Below are 19,464 nucleotides of genomic sequence, written 5' to 3'. Positions count from 1 at the left end.
GACCAGGCCGACCGCCAGTTCGATTGCGGGCGGCATCGGGCTGACAAGCCTGAAAACATAAGACTGTGACACTTCCGGAATGTCTCCTTCAGGACCCTGCGGAGCGGGAGTGCCGCACGGCCCGACATTTTCAATCCGTACCAGCCCGCCGCCGGGAAACCCGGCGCGGGCAGCACACAACGGCAGCACGCGTTCATGGCGGCTGGCAACCTGGACGAGGATGGCTGCGGTTGGAGACTATCCGGTCAAACTTGTGCGAAAATGTAGGTCGCGGATATATCCGGTCTCGCTGAGAAAGCTCTGTCTGGCGGGACCGATTGAGGTGTTGGACCGCGCTTGGGCAATGAGCGCGGTCCAACCGTTTCCACCTACCGATGACCGGCGGCTGGGCGGAAAAGAGTTCGCGGCCCCCATGAAATGTGAGGCGGCGACTAAAGCGCGTCGCGATCTTGCAGAGAAGCTTGCTGCGCTTTAGGTCTTTGATTTTATGCATGTCGCGCAAAACCGCTGCGCACTTTTGCGCGACATGCTTTAGGATGCCGGAACCGGTTTCATGCCCGCCGGTCCGGCGCGTCCGAGCCTATTGCTGGAACAGGCGCAGGATGTTTTCCGAATTGGTGTTGGCGATCGAAAGCGCCTGGATGCCGAGCTGTTGCTGCGTCTGCAGCGCCTTGAGCCGGGTCGATTCTTCATTCATGTCTGCGTCCACCAGGCGGCCGACGCCCTTGTCGATCACATCCATCAGGTTGGCGACGAAGTTTTCCTGCATATCGATACGGCTGGTAATGGCGCCCAACGTCGAAGCGGAATCCGTCAGGTTGCTGAGAATGGAATCGACAGCCCTGATCATGCCCTCGATATCGTCATAGCTGGTGGTGGACGTGAGTTCGACGAGATCCGAGCCTGCGGGTGCCGTGCCGCCGGTGACCGCGATCAGGTGATAGGTCGCAGCCGCGGTCGTGGCGCCGTTCGGCTGGACCACCGCCATCGCTTTGGTCAGTTGGCCGAGCGAGGCATCCTTGGTATCGATCAGGATCGATGCGGCCGTGTTGTAGTCCAGTGTCGAGACAGACACCGTGCCGTTCGTCGAGCGGTTGAAGGATGCTACGATCGACTTGGTTCCCGCCGGCGTCGTGCTGTCATTGTAGAGCCAGTTTTCACCCGAAAACGACGCGGACTCGGCTGCGGACGCCAGCTGGTTCTTGAGTTCGGTCAGTTCCTTGTTGATCTTCGTCTTGTCCACGCCCGGTTCGCGCGCAGCGACCAGCTTGGCCTTGATCTCGGATACAACATCAATGGCGGAACTCATGCCGGCATAGGACGTATCGACCTTCGCCGCGCCCAGCCCGAGCGCGTCCTGAACGGTCGACAGAGCGGCGTTGTCCGAACGCATGGTGGTCGCGATCGACCAGTAGGCCGCATTGTCGGCTGCGGTTTCGACGCGGTAACCGGACGAAATGCGGTTCTGCACTTCTTCCATGTTCGAATTGATCGAACGCAATGTCTGGAGAGCCGCCATGGCGGCGGAATTGGTCAAAATGCTGGTCATTGGTCATTGCCCCAGTTCGAAAATTAAACGGAACATTCCGGATCGATAACCGGTAGCGACGGGACCAGCGTCATGCAAACTGCCCAATGTTTAGCCCAAGGACAGCCTGTCGCTCTTAACGAACACTTAACAATCATATGGTTAACAAATCATTAAGCGCGTTAGCAAGTCAGTAATCAAAATGAACGAAAATAAATCTCAATTGCTGTTTCGTTAACGGCATCATCGCCAAGGACGTAACAACGAAAAAGCCGCGTCCTTGAGGGACGCGGCTTGTGGAATCTCCGGCGGATCGATGATGAAATCTGCCCGCCGGCGCTATCGTCTTGCCTGTTCCGATTAACGGAAGAGCGAGAGGATGGTTTCCGAGTTGGAGTTGGCGATCGAGAGAGCCTGGATTCCGAGCTGCTGCTGTGTCTGCAGAGCCTTGAGGCGGGTCGACTCTTCGTTCATGTCGGCATCGACCAGACGGCCAACACCCTTGTCGATCACGTCCATCAGGTCGGCCATGAAGGTGTCCTGCATGTCGATGCGCAGGTTGGTCGCACCGAGGGTAGCAGCAGCGTCCGTGGCATCGCCGAGGATCTTGTCGACGACGCGGATCATGGCTTCGACGTCAGCGTCGCTGGTCGTTGCGGTCAGGACGATTTCGGCGCCGGCAGCAGTGCTGGTCGAGCTGGCGTTGATCAGGAAGAAGTTCTGAGCTGTACCAACCGGCGTTTTCTGCAGGGCGTCGGCATCGTAGTCCTTCGTCAGAAGGCCGGCGGCGGCATCATTGGTGTCGATCAGCACCGATGTCGATGCATCGAACTTCAGAACGCCGACCGAAACGTTGCCGGCAGCGTCACGGGTGAACGAGCCGACCATTTCCTTGGTGCCGACGGCAGTCGTCGTATCGTTGTAGAGCCAGTTTTCACCGGAGAAGGAAGCCGACTGGGCTGTCGAGGCCAGCTGGTTCTTGAGTTCCGTCAGTTCCTTGTTGATCTTCAGCTTGTCGACACCCGGTTCGCGGGAAGCAACCAGCTTGGCCTTGATTTCGGAGATGACGTCGATGGCTGCGTTCAAACCGGTATAGGCTGTGTCCGTCTTGGCAGCGCCGAGACCGAGAGCGTCCTGAACCGTGGAGAGAGCCTTGTTGTCCGACTTCATGGTCGTTGCGATCGACCAGTAAGCGGCGTTGTCGGCAGCGGTTTCGACGCGCAGGCCGGAGGAGACGCGGCCTTGCGTCGTTTCCATGCCGGCGTTGATCGAGCGCAGCGTCGAGAGTGCTGCCATTGCAGCCGAATTGGTGAGAATGCTTGTCATGGTAAAACTGCCCCTTTTGAACAGATGAAATGGAAGGGACATTCCGGCCGTTACCGGGAAACAGCAGCCAGCTTCATGCCTGCTAACGCGTTAAATTTCTTGGTTAACCCGCTGTTTCGATGACCATAGAAAACACCATCATGGTTAAGGAAAACCTAAAGGCCGGAAACTTTTTCAAAGACAAAGAAAAAACCGCACCTCTTGCGAGATGCGGTTTTCTGTAGGTCGCGGGACCGGCCGTTTGGGGGGGGGATGGCCAGCCCGCGCCGTTTTTTCGATTAACGGAACAGCGACAGGATGTTCTGCGAGTCCGAGTTGGCGATCGAGAGAGCCTGGATGCCGAGCTGCTGCTGTGTCTGCAGAGCCTTGAGGCGGGTCGACTCTTCGTTCATGTCGGCATCGACCAGACGGCCAACACCCTTGTCGATCACGTCCATCAGGTCGGCCATGAAGTCGTCCTGCATGCTGATGCGCAGGTTGGTCGCGCCGAGAGTTGCAGCGGAGTCCGTTGCATCGCTCAGGATCGCGTCGACGACGCGGATCATGGCTTCGACGTCAGCGTCGCTGGTCGTCGCAGTCAACTTGATTTCCGAGCCAGCCGCAGAGGTGGTCGAACCGGCGTCGACCAGGAAGAAGTTCTGGGCCGTACCGGTCGGGGTTGCGAGCTCGGCGTCGGCGTCATAGTCCTTGGTCAGCAGGCCGCGGGTTGCGTCGTCCGTGTCGATCAGAACCGATGTCGAGGCATCGAATTTCAGAACGCCGACCGAAACGTTGCCAGCAGCGTTACGGGTGAACGAGCCGACCATTTCCTTGGTGCCGACTGCAGTCGTCGTATCGTTGTAGAGCCAGTTTTCACCGGAGAAGGAAGCAGACTCAGCGGTCGAGGACAGCTGGTTCTTGAGTTCCGTCAGTTCCTTGTTGATCTTCAGCTTGTCAACACCCGGTTCGCGGGCGGCAACCAGCTTGGCCTTGATTTCGGAAATGACGTCGATGGCTGCATTCAAACCGGTATAGGCTGTGTCTGTCTTGGCAGCGCCGAGACCGAGAGCGTCCTGAACCGTGGAGAGAGCCTTGTTGTCCGACTTCATGGTCGTTGCGATCGACCAGTAAGCGGAGTTGTCGGCAGCGGAGCCAACCTTCAGGCCGGACGAAATGCGACCCTGGGTCGTTTCCATGTCCGAGCTGATGGAGCGCAGCGTCGAGAGTGCTGCCATTGCAGAAGAGTTTGTCAGGATGCTTGTCATTGGGGTTGTCCCTCTAGATACAAAATACAAGATTGGGGACATACCGGACTAAATACTTACCGGTGATAACGGCTCGGCATCATGCCACTCGGCTCCTGTCTGTCAGGAAATCCAAATCCGTTATGTGAGGGTAATGTCGCAGGCAAACGTTGCGATATGTTTAAATGGCGCGCCGACGGGCATCCGGCCCTGGCCGCTAAGACGAGTGACCCAGATTGCGACCAATCAATAATTATGTATATAATTCAATTACTTGATTGGCTCTTCATGGGATACATCCGCCTCGAAAAAGAGACGAACCATTAACCACGACGCGGGATCAGCTGAAAGAACGCACCAGGCTGCCGACGAGCAGGTTCCAGCCGTCGATGAGGACGAAGAAGAGGATCTTGAACGGCAGCGAGATGGATGTCGGCGGCAGCATCATCATGCCCATCGCCATGGTAATCGTCGCGACGATCAGGTCGATCACCAGGAACGGCAGCATGATCAGGAAGCCGATCTCGAAGCCGCGCCTGATTTCCGAAATCATGAAGGCAGGCACAACGGCGCGCAGATCGACCCTGTCGCCGACGACGACGGTCTGTCCCTTCTCCTTGGCGATGTCGATGAACAGCTGCAGGTCCTTGTCGCGCGTATTGGCTAGCATGAATTCCCGGAACGGCTCGGAAATGCGCGTCATCGCCTCCGTTTCCGTGATCTGGTTCTGCAGCAGCGGATTGACGCCGTTCTGCCAGGCCCGATCGAAGGTCGGCGCCATGACGTAGAAGGTCATGAACAGCGCAAGGCTGACCATGATCATGTTGGACGGCGTCGTGGCGAGCCCCATGCCAGTGCGAAGGATCGCAAAGGCGATGACGAAACGGGGGAAACTCGTCACCATGATGAGAATACCCGGTGCGACCGACAGAACGGTCAGCAGGCCGAAGGTGCGGATGATCCAGGACGCGACGGAGCCGTCGATAGGCGTGTTGAGGATATCGGCGGGAAAGCCTTGCGCTCCCGCGATACCCGACATCGCCACCATGGCGGCTATGAATGCGATAGTCCGGATCATGAGCGAATCATTGGATAACAAATGTCCTGAAGATGACATTGGTTACGCGTCCTTCGGAGCGAAGGTCAACCCGTTCTTCGATGTCATCCTTGAGATACTGAAATCCGCGCGGTCCCTCAATCTGCTGTAGCGACACAGTTTTGAGATAGGCGGCGATGTCCTGATGAATCTGCTCTGCCATCGCGACGTCCGGCGCACCTTTGAAAAGCAGCGCCACTTCAAGCCGTATCCAGTTTTCGGTGGGATAGGCAAGGTTGGTGGTGATCGCATCAAGTTGAACGACGCCATTGGCCTCGGTCGCGATTTTCGGCAAGCCCTCGTCCTTCTTGCCGGCCTCGCCCGCAGGTTTCTGCCCTGCGTTTTTCAAGGCGATCGCCGCCTTGGCATCCTCGACGATCTTGGCTTCCTCGGCACTGAGCGGTTTAGGCGCGAGCATGCCGCCGACCAGCCAGCCACCGCCGCCTGCAATCAATGTCAGCACGGCAAGCGCCGCGATCACGATGAGCGGCGATGACTTTTTCGGGCCGGCACTGGCGAGATCGGCATCTTCCATCTTCAAAATCCATCAAGAGTTGGCTGCGGCGCTGTCGGCCGTCAGATCGGCGAAACGATGTCCATGACCTGTTGGCCCCATGGCGGTTGCTGAACCTCGGTCAACCTGCCGCGCCCGCCATAGGATATGCGTGCCTCGGCGATCTTCTCATAGGAAATCATGTTCTTCGCATCGACGTCGTAAGGCCGCACGATGCCGGCGACATTGAGAATGCGGATTTCATGGTTGACCCGAACCTCCTGGGAACCGCTGATCAACAGATTGCCGTTTTCGAGCACGCCGGTGACGACGGCCGCGACTAGCAGGACGAGCTTTTCCGAGCGCTCCGTGGTGCCCTCGCCCTTGGACTTGGTGTTCGAGCCATAGTCGAGCCCACCCTTCCAGCCAAAGTCGCTCGATTCGGATTTGCCATTGGCACCGATGTTGAAACCGCTGTCGTTGGTGCGGCTGCGATCCGTCTTGTTGTCGAAGGATGCCTTGTCGTCGATACGGATATCGACGGTCAGGATATCTCCGACCTTCAGCGCGCGGGCATCCTTGAACAGAGCCGACTGATTGTCGCTCCAGAGCGAATAGCCGTTCATGACCTGGCGCGGCTCCTTCGGATACATCGCCATCTGCGGCGTCTGCGCATACTGCAGCCCACTGCCGATCGGGCTCATGGCCGGTGCCCTGCCGATCTCGTTGAACGTTTGGTTCTGGCATCCCGACAGCAGGCTGGCGGCGAGAAGGACCGAAATCGGATATCTCATGACGGTTCCTTCGATGTGTCCGGGTCTGTGGCGCTGGAGATGACGTTGGTGACAACCGCCGCCTTCTCGCTGCTCATTTCGCTGAGGATCAGGCTCGACTGGCGCGGTGGCAGCTGCATGATAATCGCCGCTGCGACGCCGGGATTGACCAGCTCCAGCTTGGCCGCCGCCGCATCCGCCTTCATCGTCTTGTAGATTCCCACGAGGCCGACCTGGGCCCGCTTGAGAAAATCGTTGCGGCGCTTCAGCCAGTCCTCGTATTCGTTGCGCCGCTTCTCGAGCGTTGCGATGCGTTCGTCGATATCGGCCTGCAGCTTCTCCAGGTCCTTCTTCTGCAAGAGGTAACGCTGGTCGCGCGCCGCATCGGCAATATTGGTGCAGAACTGCTGGATCTCATCCCCATTCGCCGGGATGCCGGCCGCCGGTGCGGCGACCTCCTGCGCGAAGGCGCCGGGTATGGCCAGCATGGTGCAGCCGGCGGCGATCATCATCAGCCGGCGGCGCAGGCCGTTCGAAACCATGGGAAAACGATGCGTCATCATTGCAGGACAAGCTCCGCCTGGAGGGCACCGGCTGTCTTGATGCCCTGGAGAATGGAAATGATGCCGTCCGGTTTCACCCCGATACTATTGAGGCCGGCTACCAGCGAGCGCAGGTTGGAACCATCGAGGATCGCAACGGTGCCGCCATCCTGCGACGCCTCGATTGTCGTATTCGGCTCAATCTCGGTGCGGCCGCGCGAAAATGGTTCAGGCTGCACGACGGTCGGCGTTTCGGTGACCTGAACCGTCAATGTTCCGTAGCTGACGGCGACCTTGTTGATCTGCACATCCTGTCCGATGACGATCGTGCCCGTTCGCTCGTTGATGACCACGCGGGCGGGCACATCGGTCTCGACGACGAGATTTTCGATATCGGCCATCAGACGCGAAAGATCAGCCATCTTCGGCTTGTCGATGACAACCGACTGGGAATCGCGGGCCTCGGAGATGCTGCCGCCGAACTGGGCCTTGCCATAGCGGTTGATGGCTGCAGCCATGCCGACGGCGGTCGAGAAGTCCGGATTTCTCAGCTGGAGAACGAGATTGAACCCATCCTTGAACTTGGCCGGCAATTCACGCTCGATGATGGCGCCGTTCGGAACGCGGCCGGACGTGGTGATCCCTTGCGTCACGGATGCGGCGTCGCCCTGCGCGCTGAAACCGGTGACGACAACCGACCCTTGCGCAACCGCATAGATCTGCCCGTCGGCGCCCGAGAGCGAGGTCATGACCAGCGTGCCGCCACGAAGCGAGGTGGAATCGCCAAGCGACCCGACCGTCACGTCGATACGGCTGCCGGGACTGGCAAAGGGCGGCAGATTGGCCGTGACCAGGACGGCAGCGATGTTCTTCGAACGGGATTCGTTGTCCTGCGTCGAAATGCCGAGATTCTGCAACATGGCCCGCAGGGATTGCGCGGTAAATGGCGCCGAACGCAGGCTGTCGCCGGTGCCCTGGAGCCCGACCACCAGACCGTAGCCGATCAGCTGGTTTTCACGGCCTGCCTGCAGCGAGGCGATGTCCTTGATGCGCGACGCGGCCTGCGCCGGCGCAATCGTCATCGAAAGAACCGCCGCGAATGCCAGGCACCATTTGCCGAAACGAAAGATCATTTTGCCACCACGTGAATTGTACCGTCGTCCATCACCGTTCCGGAGACGATGATACCGGAATCGGTGTTACGCACCCGGATCAGATCGCCGATCGCGGCATTCTCCAGCGGCGCGCCGCCGGCAGTGATCGTGAGCGGTCCATTGGTAAAGACGATCCGGACCGCCTTGCCGCGCTCAACCGCGTAGGGCTCACGCAAGGCCGAAACCAGAATGACGCGCCCCTGAAGCAGGGTGCGGCTGGTCACCTTGCCGGTCACCTGTGCGGCAGAAACGGCATAATCGCCGGTCAAAGCCGGGTTGGTCACCTCGACCTCTTCCAAACGCTGGGCATCGATGGTTTCGCCCGGATAGATCGTCTGGGTCGGAATGACAGCCATGCGCTTTTCGGCCAGAGCAGGCTGTGAGGACATCAGCCCGGCGCAGGTTAGTCCGGCGACGGCCAGCGCCCGCAGAAGGAAACCTTTGCGGGTGGTGGCGGCTTTCAACAGCGATGGATTGGCAGTCCGGCGAAACGTCATGTTTGCCATTCCCTCTTTTATCTCAGGTTCTTGCTAACCGTCGCAGCCATTTCGTCGGCGGCCTGGATGATCTTGGAATTCATTTCATAGGCGCGCTGAGCGGAGATCAGGTCGGTGATTTCCTTGACCGGATCGACGTTCGAGGCTTCGAGATATTTCTGCTTGATCTGTGCGTAGCCCGGATCAGCCGGCGTACCGATCACGGCCTCGCCGGAGGCTGGCGTCTGCTTGAAAAGATTGTCACCCTGCGGCTCAAGACCTGCCTCGTTGACGAAGTTTGCAATCGTCAGCTGACCAAGAACGGTCGGAATGGTGTCGTTGCCGACACGGACCGAGACTTCGCCCGAGGCGCTGACGGTGATCTGGCTTGCATTCTGCGGCACGGTGATTGCCGGCACGACAGTATAGCCATCGATCGTCACGAGTTGACCGTCGGCATTGGTATTGAAAGCCCCCGCGCGGGTATAGGCGGTCTCGCCATCCGGCGTTTCGATCTGGAACCAGCCGCGCCCGATCAACGCCATGTCGAGGTCGTTGCCCGTGCTGATCAAGCTGCCCTGCAGATGCAGGTTGCGGACGGCGGAGGTCTGAACGCCGAGACCGATGATGGCACCTTCCGGTACGATCGCCTGATTGGCGCGGTTCGGCACGCCCTGGGCACGCTCGGTCTGGTAGAGAAGGTCGGAGAATTCGGCCCGAGCGCGCTTGTAGCCGGTGGTATTGATGTTCGCGATATTGTTCGCGATCACTTCCAGGTTCAGCTGCTGGGCGTTCATGCCTGTCGCGGCGATCGAAAGAGCCTTCATTGTTTTATCCTTTAGATCGGCATACGTGCGATTTCGAGATAGGCGCTGACGACCTTGTCCCGGATGGCGATGGCGGTTTGCAGCGATTGCTCGGCATTCATGACGGAATCGATGACTTCGCGGGTATTGGCCTCGCCGCGAATGCCCTGGATCGAGTTGACTTCCGACTGCTTCAGGCTGCCCACCATCTCGGACGCCATGTTGCCCATGACGTCGGCAAAGCTTTGCGACTTGCCGGCCGTTGCGGCGCCACCGAGAATGCTCTGGGCGGACGATGCGCTCGACGTTGAGGCCGTGTCCTTGACGGTCGAAATTGCCGCACTGATGGTTTTGATTGCGTCGATCATTATTGTGAAGCCCTGAGAAGGTCGATTGTTGCGGAGATCAGGTCACGTGCCTGCTTCGTGGTCTGGAGATTGGCCTCGTAGGAACGGTTCGCTTCCCGCATGTCGGCCATTTCGACCAGCACGTTGACGTTCGGCATCTTGACCATGCCCTTGCCGTCGGCCGCCGGGTTGCCCGGATCGAACTCGACGGAGAAGTCGGAATCGTCCGTGCCGAGCCGCTGAACCTCGACCGTCGATGCGCCGCTGGCGCGGTCGATTTCCGCTGCGAAACTGACCGTCTTGCGGCGATACGGGTCTGTTCCCGGCGCATCGCCGCTGGACCGCGCGTTGGCAATGTTTTCCGAAACGACGCGCAGGCGCGTCGATTCCGCTTCGAGACCGGAGGCCGAAACCTTGAGAGCTGAAACCAGAGGATCCATGGCCGTTATTTCCGTACCGTCATGAGCATCATCCGATGAAATGCCTTGACCAGCCCGGTATTGAGCTCGTAGTCGCGCTTGACTTCACCGGTCTTCATCAATTCCTTCTCCAGCCGGACGCTGTTGCCCGACTGCTGGACCTCGACATCGTCAAGCATGCTGGTTTCCGTCACCTGTGCAGCACTGCTGCCATCGGTAAAATGCGCCGGGTTGGTGGCCGCCATCTGAAAGCCGGTCTGCTGCAGCACGCTTTCGAACGGCTTGACGTCCTTGGCTGCATAATGCGGCGTGTTGGCATTGGCGATGTTCCCGGCGACGACGTTCTGGCGGACTGCCAGCCATTGCGCCTGCCGGGACGCGAGATCGAAAAGCTGTATAGGTTGCATCATGCGACTCCATGCTTGTTGCTGGAGAACCTAGGCAAGCAATCTTGCGTGGGACTGAAGTGGATGGCGCATTGACCGGTGGCAGACGCCGGCGCCGCGAAAGCAGGGTGGCTTGCCAAGCAATTGGCCCGCCCGAGCCGGGAAAACGGAAAATGACGACCGGCACGCGACGCCAGGAAGGCCACGGCGACCCCTTGGGCCATCTCTCAGACCGATGGGGCCGTGGTCATTGTCGATGAGCGGAAATTGCCGGATCAATCGGCCTGGATCACGTCGCCCTTGGACGTGATCATCACCCAGCGTCCGTCGCGCTGTTCCAATGTCGCAAGACGGCTGTTGTCGGGAAGTGCGGAACCGATGCGGACAATATACATGCCGTTGCTGTCTTCGATCAGCGCGCGGCCGTTGGCGACATGCATCAGCTTGAAGCCGGTGGCGGACGGGAACGGCTGCTCCAGATCTTCCTGGACGCCGGGTTTCTTGGCTTCGCCGGCATTGGGAACCGTGGCCGTCGTCAGCTGGTCGATGGCCGCCTGCGTTGCCGCATCGCGGTTCATCATCGTGGCGGGCGACGGAGCGCCCCCGTGGCCCTCTCGGCCCGGCACGTCGCGCGTGTTGCCCTGCCAAAGCGCCGGCATCGAGAACTTGTCCTGGTGCAGGAAGGCATACCAGGGAAAGAATGTGGCAGCGGCTGCAAGCGCGACGCCCGTCGCACCCAGCGCCTTGTCGATCAGCGGCGTGCGTTCGCTGCGCTTGCGCTGCGGCACGATTTCATCGGCGTCGTAATCAAACATGCCTTATCCCCTCCGCATAGTCCCGGCCTGACCGGCGTTGGCTGCCGCCTTCAGCGCATTTGCAAGGTCGGTGAACGCGTCGAAGGCCGGCCGCTCGCCGGGTGTCTGCTTCAAAATGTCGTAGATGACGGGAACCTGCTTGATCGCCATATCCAGATCCGGATCGCTGCCCGGCCGGTAACCGCCAATCAGACGAAGATCGCGGGTCTCCTCGAAACGATGGATCAACGATTTCAGGCGCGCGACAAGTTTTTCCTGATCCGGCGACCAAGCTTTTCGCGCCAGACGCGAAACCGAAGCAAGCGGATTGACCGGCGGGTACCGGCCTTCTTCGGCAAGGCTGCGGTCCATGACGATATGTCCGTCGAGAATACCGCGGGTCGAGTCGGCGATCGGGTCGTTGTGATTGTCGCCATCGACGAGAATGGAGATGATCGCTGTAATCGTCCCTGCCCCTTCGGCACCCGGGCCGGCGCGCTCCAAAAGCCGTGGCAGCTCGGTAAAGACGGACGCCGGGTAGCCGCGCGCAATCGGCGGCTCGCCCGATGCGGTGGCAACCTCACGGATGGCATGGGCAAAACGGGTGACGCTATCGACGATCAGAAGCACATTGTCGCCCTGATCACGGTAATGTTCCGCGATGGTCACGGCCGTCAGCGGCGCCATCTTGCGCAGCATCGGGCTTTCGTCGCTGGTCGCCACGACGGCAACCGACTTGGACAGGTTTTCGCCGAGCGTGTCCTCGATGAATTCGCGCACTTCACGGCCACGTTCGCCGACCAGCGCGATGACCACCTTGTCGAAGGCGTCGGCCCGCGCGAGCATCGATAGCAGTGTCGATTTGCCGACGCCGGAGCCGGCGAAAACGCCGAGACGCTGGCCCAGGCAGAGCGGAGAAAAGATGTCGATCGCCCGCACACCGGTGCGAAATCCGTGTTCGACGCGCTTGCGCGTCATCGACGGCGGTGCGGTATTGGAGATGGGCCGGCGGATATCGCCCTGAAGTAGGGGGCCGCGTCCATCAATGGGTTCGCCCAGCGAATTGATCGTGCGGCCGCACCAAGATTCCGTCGGGGCAATGCGGAAGGCACCCTTGCGGATCACAGTGTCGTGAATGCCGATCGGATCGCCCGGTTCGATCGGGCAGACGACCACCGTTTCCTGCTCGACCTTGACGACCTCGCCAAGGTGGACGCCGGTCGAACTCTTGTGCGCAACGAAATCACCGAGCCGAACATGCCGGGAAAGGCCGGTCACGGTATAGTATCCCGCCGAGATCGTCTGGACATGGCCGCCGGGTGCGATCGAGAATTCCGGATTGGAATAGCGCCCGACGAGACCGGCGAGCGCTGCAAGCGACGTCGATGAATTGCTGATCTGAATTTTGTCGTTGTGCATTCCGGTTCCTGCCGTCTGCCCGCGATGCCGGAAAGGAGCGTCCGGGCGTGGCTTTAGTCCTGTCGAGCAACAAGCCTGTTACTTGCTGCCGCCGAGCGTCTTGATCGCTTCACTCAACGACGTCTCGCTGTCACGCATCAGAGCCGAAATGTTCTCGAAGGCGCGCGACACCATGATCAGCTGCGACATTTCCTGAACCGGATTGACGTTGGATTCCTCGACATAGCCCTGCATCACGCCGACATCGAAACGATCGACGACCGGCTCCGCCGCGGTGTTGGGGATGACCGCGCTGTTATCGTGGCGGGAAAAACCGTTGTTGAAATTGGCTTCGTAGAGACCGAGCGCCGCAACCTGGGTTCCATCCTGGTGAATGGCGCCATCGGCGCTCACCTTGATTTCGCTGGCCTGCGAATTGAGCCGGATCGGAGCACCGCCCGCGTCGAGCACCGGATATCCGCGCAGCGTGACCAGATCGCCCGTTTCCGTCATGGTAAAGCGGCCGTCACGCGTCAGCGCCTGGCCGCCGGGCGTCTCGATCTGGAACCAGGCATCGCCCTTGATGGCGAAATCCAGCTGGTTACCCGTCTGGCTGAGGCCGCCATTGTTGGTATTGAGGAATTCCTTGCCCTCGGAAACGAACGATACCTTTGTCGGCCGCGTGTCACCGAGAACCTGATTGAATTTCACCTCCGTCGAGCGGAAGCCGACCGTGGCGGAATTGGCGACGTTGTCGGCCAGCGTGTTCATGCGTTTTTCAAGCGCCATCTGCGATGAGACGGCAACATAGAGACCGGTCTGCATCTCAGCGTCCCCCGAGTTTCAGCGTATTGATGGACAGGAGGAGATCGGAGGAAATGCCGTAACCGCTCGATGAACCGAAGACGGCGAGCGGATCGTAGGGGTCCGAAGAATTGTTGAGTTCCCAAAGAGCGGTAAAGCGTTCGAGCAGCTTCGACAGCTTGGCCGGATCTTTGAAGTCCTTGATGTCGATTGCCTTTTCGATCGCGGCGGCCTGCTTGTCGATATCGGCAGCGGCAAATTCGTCCGGCATCTGCAGCAGGGTGCGGGTGACCTGCGCCAGGGCGTCGTCGGCCAGCAATCCGAAGGCACTGGTAATCGATGGAGCGGTACGCTCGAAATAGAGCGCCAGGCGGACGCCGGCGTTTTCTTCGCCTGCCGCCTGCTCCAGCGTCTGGCGCATGTATTTGTCGGCGACGCCCTTCTGGGCCTTGTCAAAGGAGGTCGCTGCCGTGCCGTTGCGGGCAAAATTCAGCGATTCCACCAGATCCGAATAGCGGCTGTCGGTCAGCTGCTTGGCAAACGCGTCATCCGTGTCGATGCCTTCGGTCAGCACCTTGCGCATGAACGCCTTGGCATAGCCCATGTCTTCCAGGCCATGGGCCTTGATGGCGTAGTTGTAAAGACGCGTATCGGCGAAGAAATCGTCGATGGTTTTGACGTCGCCGATATGGGCCAGGTAATATTCGGTCTCGCGCGCCACGTCCGGTTGCTCGGACACCCGCTCCAGTGACTTTGTGAGGTTGCCGACTATCATCTGGTAGCTGGTGTAAGTCGTCGTCACGACGTGTCCCCGTTCATCCATTGGAAATGACGCACCACGCGCCGATTGAACGGAAACCTGACGGCTGTTGCTTGCGCGAACCTGTTTCCCCGCAAGGCCCCGCAAATGTGGCCGACAGCCAGCCTCACGCAAGGCTGGCGGCCTAACGATACCGTCGAAAATCCACCATTGCGGCAGGTATCGAAATGAACATCATCATCGGGCTCCTCTTGACATTGGGCTGTATCCTCGGCGGCTTCATTGCCATGGGCGGCCATATGGAGGTCCTGAACCAGCCCTTCGAGCTCGTCATCATCGGCGGCGCGGGCGTCGGCGGCTATATCATGGCCAATTCGATGAAGGTGCTGAAGGATACCGGCAAGGCACTCGGCGAGGCCTTCACCCACAAGGTGCCGAAGGAACGCAACTATCTCGACACGCTGGGTGTTCTCTACAGCCTGATGCGAGACCTGCGCACGAAATCGCGCAACGAGATCGAAAGCCACATCGACAACCCCGATGAATCCTCAATCTTCCAGTCGGCTCCAACCGTCTTGAAGAACAAGGAACTGACGGCGTTTATCTGTGACTACGTCCGCCTCATCATCATCGGCAACGCCCGTTCGCACGAGATCGAGGCGCTGATGGACGAGGAAATCAACACCATCACCCATGACAAGATGAAGCCCTATCACGCACTGACGACAATGAGCGACGCCTTCCCGGCCATCGGCATCGTCGCGGCCGTTCTCGGCGTCATCAAGGCGATGGGCGCCATTTCCGAAGCACCGGAGATTCTCGGCGGCAAGATCGCCGCCGCCCTCGTCGGCACCATGCTCGGCATCTTCCTGTCCTACTGTATCGCCAGCCCCGTGATCGCCAACATCAAGGCCGTTCGCGACAAGCAGAACCGCCTCTACATCATCGTCAAGCAGACCCTGCTCGCCTACATGAACGGCTCGGTTCCGCAGGTCGCGCTCGAATACGGCCGCAAGACCATTTCGGCCTATGAGCGTCCTTCGATCGACGCCGTGGAGCAGGAAATGATGAACCCCGGCGGCGGCGGCGAAAGCAAGGCGGCCTGATCCGATGACCTCAGCGAGCAAGAACAACGTATACACTTTCGACCGCAAACTGCTCGCCCGGATGACCGGCGCGCTCGGCGATACCAAGACAATCGGCAAGCTGTGCGGCGAGATCGGGCATGTCTTTGCCGAATTCCTGCCGGACATTTTCCACAACGAAACCGGCCTGGCCATCGAGATCGGTTACGCGGGCTTCGACATGGGCCTGAAGAGCGAATTGATCGCCAATCTCGGCAATGGCGTCGCCCTGTGCGACACGACCTTGCGCAACTGGTGCTCCGATTTCGTCATCAGCTGCGACAGCCCGGTGATCATCACGCTGATGGAGATACTCCTCGGCGCACCGGCAAACGCCATCGAGGAACCCAAGCCCCGGTCGCTCTCCAACATCGAGCTCGATGTTGCCACGATGATCTTCGAAAAGGTCGCCGACGTGCTGAAATCGGCGGTCAGCGTTGCCGGGAGCTTCGAGCCGGTGGTCGGGCGCCCCTACAATGCCAGCCAGCGGCCGGCTGCCGATCCGGATGTCGTTGATGTCTATGCCGCCTGCATCAACGTCACGATGGGTCTCGGCCCGGTTCTTTCGACCTTCTCGATCATCGTCCCGCAGCAGACCCTGCTGAAGACGGCGGTCATTTTCCCCAAGGGCATCGGTCAGGGCCGCAAGGCCAAGGGTGCGTGGGGCGAACAGCTCGAACAGCAGGTCCGCCGTTCCACTGTGAGCCTTGAAGCGCGCATCAAGCTGCAAAGCCTGACGCTCGACACAATCAGCCGCCTTCAACCCGGCGACGTCATTCCGTTCCAGGATGCCAAGGATGTGCGCGTCGAGATCAATGCCAACGGCCGCGACCTCTATATCTGCGAACTCGGGCGATCCGGCGCGAAATACACGGTGCGGATCAAGGATACCCACGGTTCGGAGAGCGACATTCTCCACCACCTGATGAGTTAAAAACCCCCTGCCCACCCCGGCAACATGGTTGGGGCAAGTTTCAACTGGAATAGTTTGCACATGGCACCGAAGAAAGCACCAAAAGAAGACCAGGCGATTCTGAGCGGCGGCGATGCCGAGCTCGATCAGGCCATCGACGATCTGCGTGGCGTCCTGCAAAGCGATGCCACCGGGACCGGGCTGGACAACGATTTCGGCATGGATTTCGCTGCTGCACCGGCTGTCGGCGAAGCATCGGATTTCGGCAGCACATTCGCAGCTGAAAGCGATCTCAGCAGCTTCGGCGGTGATTTCGGCGCCGGCAGCGGCTTTGCCGATATCGAGCAGGGTACGGCTTCGTCAACCTTCGACGCCGGCTCGTTCGGCGGAGCGGCATTCGGCGGCGACACGCYCGAGGATCAGCCTGCCGGCGAACCCGGCAGCGGCATGGCGGCCAACCTCGACCTGATCATGGACATTCCGATCGACGTCCAGATCGTTCTCGGCACCAGCCGCATGCAGGTCTCCGGCCTGATGAACCTGACGGAAGGTGCAACGATCGCACTCGACCGCAGGATCGGCGAACCGGTGGAAATCGTCGTCAACGGCCGGGTCATCGGCCGCGGCGAAATCACCGTGCTCGACGAAGACGAAACGCGTTTCGGTGTAAAACTCATCGAAATCAAGGGTACCAGTAAAGTTTGAACCCGGTTAGGGTCATGAGGATCAATCCATGATGGATTTCGACAATTTCGAAGCTTCGGCGCCCACCCGGCCACTCACCCAGATGGACAAAGCCGCCGCGGTTCTCCTGGCAATGGGCAAGCCCATTGCCGGCAAGCTGTTGAAATTCTTCACGCAGAGTGAATTGCAGGGCATCATCGCTTCAGCGCAGTCGCTTCGCTCGATCCCACCCCACGAACTGGAAATCCTGGTGAACGAGTTCGAGGACCTGTTCACCGAAGGCGCCGGCCTGATGGACAATGCCAAGGCCATCGAAGGCATTCTCGAGGAAGGCCTGACGCCGGATGAAGTCGATGGACTGCTCGGCCGCCGCACGGCCTTTGCCGCCTATGAAGCCAATATCTGGGACCGCCTGCAGGATTCCGACCCGGTTTTCGTCGCCCAGAGCCTGGGCAAGGAACATGCGCAGACCATCGCCTATGTCCTGTCGATGATGCCATCGACGTTCGGCGCAAAGGTTTTGTTGCAGTTGCCCGAAAGCGGCCGTGCCGACATCATCAACCGTGCCGTCAACATGAAGAGCGTCAGCCCCAAGGCGGCGCAGATCATCGAGGCTCGTGTCGTCGAACTGATGCGCGAAATCGACGCCGACAGGAACTCGGCCGGATCGATGAAGATCGCCGAGGTCATGAACGAGCTGGAAAAGACCCAGGTCGATACGCTGCTTGCCTCGCTGGAATCGCTCAGTACCGAATCGGTCAAGAAGGTTCGCCCGAAGATCTTCCTGTTCGACGACGTTCTCTACATGCCTCAGCGCAGCCGCGTGCAGCTGTTCAACGACGTATCGGGCGACATCATCACCATGGCGCTGCGCGGCTCCAGCATGGAACTGCGCGAATCGGTGCTTGCCTCGATCGGCGCGCGCCAGCGCCGCATGATCGAATCGGATCTTGCGGCTGGCGACACCGGCATCAATCCGCGCGATATCGCCATTGCCCGCCGCTCGATCACGCAGGAAGCCATTCGCCTCGCGGCGAGCGGCCAGATAGAACTGAAGGAAAAGGAGGCGGTGGCAGCCTAATTAGGCCGACCGCTGCTTTACCGCCGAACCGCTACGCAAAGCCCTTCACCCGTCCCCGGTTGAAGGGCTTTTTGCTGCTACAGCGACCTTTGCACGTCATGAATGACGCGCGGCACTGCAGGCGCCCGCCCGCATCCGCCTACTTTCTGTGAAGCGTTGGCTTCGCGCGCATATCTTCCTTGCATGCCCTCTTGCCCCGGCTCACAACAGGTTTGACAGCAATCATTGCTGCCGCCAGATGCAAGAGGTCTTCATCCGATGTCGGACGATCAGGACAAAGACAGTAAAACAGAATCGCCGACCGAGAAAAAAATGACCGACGCCATCGAGAAGGGCAACACGCCCTTCTCGCGCGAGGTCACCATGTTCGCCTCGGTCGTGGCCATCTATATCTTTGTCGTTTTTTTCCTGCCGCAGGGGTTCGCCACAGTGGCTGAATCCCTGAAGGATATTTTCGAGCAACCGGAAGCCTGGCAGCTCAATACGGCAACGGACGTCGTTGCGCTGGTGTCGCACCTCTTCTGGAAGGCCGGCGCGTTGCTCATCCCGTTTTTCGTGCTTTTGATCGTATTCGGGATCGGTTCGTCCATTCTGCAGAACCTGCCGAGCCCGGTACTCGACCGCGTTGCACCGAAGATGAACCGGATTTCGCCGATCGGCGGTTTCAAGCGCATCTACGGCATTCAAGGCATCGTTGAATTCGCCAAGGCATTTGCAAAGGTGGCGATCGTTTCGGTGATCATCGTGCTCACGCTGTGGAACGACTATTACGCCACGCTCGATTCGATGTTTTCCGATCCCTTGACGATTTTCGGGACGATATCGAAAGACTTCAACCAGATCATGATCGTCATTCTGATCTCGACGGCCGTCATCGCCATCGCCGACTTCTTCTGGACACGACACCACTGGTACACCGAACTCAGAATGACGAAACAAGAGGTCAAGGAAGAGCTGAAACAGTCGCAGGGCGACCCGATCATCCGCGCGCGGCTTCGCTCGATTGCCCGTGACAGGGCCCGCAGGCGCATGATTACCTCGGTTCCGCGCGCCACGCTGGTTATCGCAAACCCGACGCACTATGCCGTTGCGTTGCGCTATGTCCGCGAGGAGGGCGATGCGCCGGTGGTGGTCGCCAAGGGGCAGGACCTCGTCGCGCTGAAAATCCGCGAGATCGCGGAGAAAAACGGCATCCCGGTTTTCGAAGACCCGCCTCTCGCACGCTCAATGTTTGCGCAAGTCTCGGTGGATAGTGTGATTCCACCGGTGTTTTACAAGGCGGTCGCCGAACTCATTCACCGGATCTATGCAACGCAGCCGAAACGGATGACGTGATC

General features: G+C 59.6%; 22 protein-coding genes. 5 read left to right on the top strand and 17 right to left on the bottom strand.

What is annotated here, in order from left to right:
* Window positions 1–580: 580 nt before the first annotated feature.
* The 17 genes from AC1D17_RS12710 to AC1D17_RS12630 all read right to left on the bottom strand — a co-directional run bounded on the left by AC1D17_RS12710 (window position 581) and on the right by AC1D17_RS12630 (window position 14,367).
* A complete protein-coding gene (locus tag AC1D17_RS12710; RefSeq protein ID WP_477565761.1) occupies window positions 581–1,549 on the bottom strand; it encodes a flagellin N-terminal helical domain-containing protein in 969 nt (322 codons plus the stop codon).
* Window positions 1,550–1,888: 339 nt separating this feature from the next.
* Window positions 1,889–2,854: a flagellin N-terminal helical domain-containing protein gene (locus AC1D17_RS12705; RefSeq protein ID WP_477565760.1), complete on the bottom strand. Its 966-nt coding sequence runs from the start codon at window positions 2,852–2,854 to the stop codon at window positions 1,889–1,891.
* 278 nt (window positions 2,855–3,132) lie between these two features.
* Complete coding sequence (locus AC1D17_RS12700) at window positions 3,133–4,098, bottom strand: flagellin N-terminal helical domain-containing protein (RefSeq protein ID WP_477565759.1); 966 nt, start codon at window positions 4,096–4,098, stop codon at window positions 3,133–3,135.
* Between the two features lie 319 nt (window positions 4,099–4,417).
* Entirely contained in the window at window positions 4,418–5,155 is a 738-nt protein-coding gene (gene fliP, locus AC1D17_RS12695; protein WP_477565758.1) for a flagellar type III secretion system pore protein FliP, read from the bottom strand.
* Window positions 5,156–5,162: 7 nt separating this feature from the next.
* Window positions 5,163–5,708 (bottom strand): flagellar basal body-associated FliL family protein, encoded by a 546-nt coding sequence (locus tag AC1D17_RS12690; protein WP_477565757.1) that lies wholly within the window; start codon window positions 5,706–5,708, stop codon window positions 5,163–5,165.
* Between the two features lie 41 nt (window positions 5,709–5,749).
* Window positions 5,750–6,460, bottom strand: coding sequence for a flagellar basal body L-ring protein FlgH (gene flgH, locus AC1D17_RS12685; RefSeq protein WP_477565756.1), 711 nt, complete (start codon window positions 6,458–6,460; stop codon window positions 5,750–5,752).
* A complete protein-coding gene (locus tag AC1D17_RS12680; RefSeq protein WP_477565842.1) occupies window positions 6,457–6,981 on the bottom strand; it encodes a MotE family protein in 525 nt (174 codons plus the stop codon). Before AC1D17_RS12680 ends, flgH begins: the two co-directional genes overlap by 4 nt.
* A 17-nt stretch (window positions 6,982–6,998) precedes the next feature.
* Window positions 6,999–8,114: a flagellar basal body P-ring protein FlgI gene (locus AC1D17_RS12675; RefSeq protein WP_477565755.1), complete on the bottom strand. Its 1,116-nt coding sequence runs from the start codon at window positions 8,112–8,114 to the stop codon at window positions 6,999–7,001.
* The gene (flgA, locus tag AC1D17_RS12670; protein ID WP_477565754.1) at window positions 8,111–8,632 is read right to left on the bottom strand and encodes a flagellar basal body P-ring formation chaperone FlgA; all 522 of its coding nucleotides are present in this window, start codon (window positions 8,630–8,632) and stop codon (window positions 8,111–8,113) included. The genes AC1D17_RS12675 and flgA overlap by 4 nt, the downstream gene beginning before the upstream one ends.
* A 17-nt stretch (window positions 8,633–8,649) precedes the next feature.
* Window positions 8,650–9,438, bottom strand: coding sequence for a flagellar basal-body rod protein FlgG (gene flgG / locus AC1D17_RS12665; RefSeq protein WP_477565753.1), 789 nt, complete (start codon window positions 9,436–9,438; stop codon window positions 8,650–8,652).
* A gap of 11 nt (window positions 9,439–9,449) precedes the next feature.
* A complete protein-coding gene (fliE, locus tag AC1D17_RS12660) occupies window positions 9,450–9,785 on the bottom strand; it encodes a flagellar hook-basal body complex protein FliE (protein WP_477565752.1) in 336 nt (111 codons plus the stop codon).
* On the bottom strand, window positions 9,785–10,204 hold the full coding sequence (gene flgC / locus AC1D17_RS12655) for a flagellar basal body rod protein FlgC (RefSeq protein ID WP_477565751.1): 420 nt from the start codon (window positions 10,202–10,204) through the stop codon (window positions 9,785–9,787). The genes fliE and flgC overlap by 1 nt, the downstream gene beginning before the upstream one ends.
* A 5-nt stretch (window positions 10,205–10,209) precedes the next feature.
* On the bottom strand, window positions 10,210–10,590 hold the full coding sequence (flgB, locus tag AC1D17_RS12650; protein WP_264220647.1) for a flagellar basal body rod protein FlgB: 381 nt from the start codon (window positions 10,588–10,590) through the stop codon (window positions 10,210–10,212).
* A 254-nt stretch (window positions 10,591–10,844) separates the two neighbouring features.
* Complete coding sequence (locus AC1D17_RS12645; RefSeq protein WP_477565750.1) at window positions 10,845–11,384, bottom strand: flagellar protein; 540 nt, start codon at window positions 11,382–11,384, stop codon at window positions 10,845–10,847.
* A 3-nt stretch (window positions 11,385–11,387) separates the two neighbouring features.
* Complete coding sequence (fliI, locus tag AC1D17_RS12640) at window positions 11,388–12,782, bottom strand: flagellar protein export ATPase FliI (protein WP_477565749.1); 1,395 nt, start codon at window positions 12,780–12,782, stop codon at window positions 11,388–11,390.
* A 78-nt stretch (window positions 12,783–12,860) separates the two neighbouring features.
* On the bottom strand, window positions 12,861–13,586 hold the full coding sequence (gene flgF / locus AC1D17_RS12635) for a flagellar basal-body rod protein FlgF (RefSeq protein ID WP_477565748.1): 726 nt from the start codon (window positions 13,584–13,586) through the stop codon (window positions 12,861–12,863).
* 1 nt (window position 13,587) lies between these two features.
* On the bottom strand, window positions 13,588–14,367 hold the full coding sequence (locus tag AC1D17_RS12630) for a DUF1217 domain-containing protein (RefSeq protein ID WP_477565747.1): 780 nt from the start codon (window positions 14,365–14,367) through the stop codon (window positions 13,588–13,590).
* A gap of 185 nt (window positions 14,368–14,552) precedes the next feature.
* Between AC1D17_RS12630 and motA the strand changes: the two genes are divergently transcribed.
* From motA to flhB, 5 genes are all read left to right on the top strand, one after another.
* Entirely contained in the window at window positions 14,553–15,431 is an 879-nt protein-coding gene (motA, locus tag AC1D17_RS12625; protein ID WP_477565746.1) for a flagellar motor stator protein MotA, read from the top strand.
* 4 nt (window positions 15,432–15,435) lie between these two features.
* Window positions 15,436–16,383, top strand: coding sequence for a FliM/FliN family flagellar motor switch protein (locus AC1D17_RS12620; RefSeq protein WP_477565745.1), 948 nt, complete (start codon window positions 15,436–15,438; stop codon window positions 16,381–16,383).
* A 60-nt stretch (window positions 16,384–16,443) separates the two neighbouring features.
* Entirely contained in the window at window positions 16,444–17,067 is a 624-nt protein-coding gene (gene fliN, locus AC1D17_RS12615) for a flagellar motor switch protein FliN (protein ID WP_477565744.1), read from the top strand.
* 28 nt (window positions 17,068–17,095) lie between these two features.
* Window positions 17,096–18,127, top strand: coding sequence for a flagellar motor switch protein FliG (gene fliG / locus AC1D17_RS12610; RefSeq protein WP_477565743.1), 1,032 nt, complete (start codon window positions 17,096–17,098; stop codon window positions 18,125–18,127).
* A gap of 258 nt (window positions 18,128–18,385) precedes the next feature.
* Window positions 18,386–19,462: a flagellar biosynthesis protein FlhB gene (flhB, locus tag AC1D17_RS12605; protein WP_477565742.1), complete on the top strand. Its 1,077-nt coding sequence runs from the start codon at window positions 18,386–18,388 to the stop codon at window positions 19,460–19,462.
* Window positions 19,463–19,464 lie beyond the last annotated feature (2 nt).

It is taken from the genome of Pararhizobium sp. P1_E7, assembly GCF_056405855.1.
The sequence above is the reverse complement of the archived record's forward strand: the minus strand, read 5'-3'. Positions and strand labels throughout refer to the sequence as shown.

What these genes read in the sequence shown, in the direction of transcription:
- fliP (WP_477565758.1), bottom strand. Translation starts at nt 5,155, where the DNA reads ATGATCCGGACTATCGCATTCATAGCCGCCATGGTGGCGATGTCGGGT.
- flgH (WP_477565756.1), bottom strand. Translation starts at nt 6,460, where the DNA reads ATGAGATATCCGATTTCGGTCCTTCTCGCCGCCAGCCTGCTGTCGGGA.
- AC1D17_RS12680 (WP_477565842.1), bottom strand. Translation starts at nt 6,981, where the DNA reads ATGGTTTCGAACGGCCTGCGCCGCCGGCTGATGATGATCGCCGCCGGC.
- fliE (WP_477565752.1), bottom strand. Translation starts at nt 9,785, where the DNA reads ATGATCGACGCAATCAAAACCATCAGTGCGGCAATTTCGACCGTCAAG.
- flgA (WP_477565754.1), bottom strand. Translation starts at nt 8,632, where the DNA reads ATGACGTTTCGCCGGACTGCCAATCCATCGCTGTTGAAAGCCGCCACC.
- fliG (WP_477565743.1), top strand. Translation starts at nt 17,096, where the DNA reads ATGATGGATTTCGACAATTTCGAAGCTTCGGCGCCCACCCGGCCACTC.
- AC1D17_RS12700 (WP_477565759.1), bottom strand. Translation starts at nt 4,098, where the DNA reads ATGACAAGCATCCTGACAAACTCTTCTGCAATGGCAGCACTCTCGACG.
- AC1D17_RS12620 (WP_477565745.1), top strand. Translation starts at nt 15,436, where the DNA reads ATGACCTCAGCGAGCAAGAACAACGTATACACTTTCGACCGCAAACTG.
- motA (WP_477565746.1), top strand. Translation starts at nt 14,553, where the DNA reads ATGAACATCATCATCGGGCTCCTCTTGACATTGGGCTGTATCCTCGGC.
- flgG (WP_477565753.1), bottom strand. Translation starts at nt 9,438, where the DNA reads ATGAAGGCTCTTTCGATCGCCGCGACAGGCATGAACGCCCAGCAGCTG.
- fliI (WP_477565749.1), bottom strand. Translation starts at nt 12,782, where the DNA reads ATGCACAACGACAAAATTCAGATCAGCAATTCATCGACGTCGCTTGCA.
- AC1D17_RS12710 (WP_477565761.1), bottom strand. Translation starts at nt 1,549, where the DNA reads ATGACCAGCATTTTGACCAATTCCGCCGCCATGGCGGCTCTCCAGACA.
- flgF (WP_477565748.1), bottom strand. Translation starts at nt 13,586, where the DNA reads ATGCAGACCGGTCTCTATGTTGCCGTCTCATCGCAGATGGCGCTTGAA.
- flgC (WP_477565751.1), bottom strand. Translation starts at nt 10,204, where the DNA reads ATGGATCCTCTGGTTTCAGCTCTCAAGGTTTCGGCCTCCGGTCTCGAA.
- AC1D17_RS12705 (WP_477565760.1), bottom strand. Translation starts at nt 2,854, where the DNA reads ATGACAAGCATTCTCACCAATTCGGCTGCAATGGCAGCACTCTCGACG.
- AC1D17_RS12675 (WP_477565755.1), bottom strand. Translation starts at nt 8,114, where the DNA reads ATGATCTTTCGTTTCGGCAAATGGTGCCTGGCATTCGCGGCGGTTCTT.
- AC1D17_RS12690 (WP_477565757.1), bottom strand. Translation starts at nt 5,708, where the DNA reads ATGGAAGATGCCGATCTCGCCAGTGCCGGCCCGAAAAAGTCATCGCCG.
- flhB (WP_477565742.1), top strand. Translation starts at nt 18,386, where the DNA reads ATGTCGGACGATCAGGACAAAGACAGTAAAACAGAATCGCCGACCGAG.
- AC1D17_RS12645 (WP_477565750.1), bottom strand. Translation starts at nt 11,384, where the DNA reads ATGTTTGATTACGACGCCGATGAAATCGTGCCGCAGCGCAAGCGCAGC.
- flgB (WP_264220647.1), bottom strand. Translation starts at nt 10,590, where the DNA reads ATGCAACCTATACAGCTTTTCGATCTCGCGTCCCGGCAGGCGCAATGG.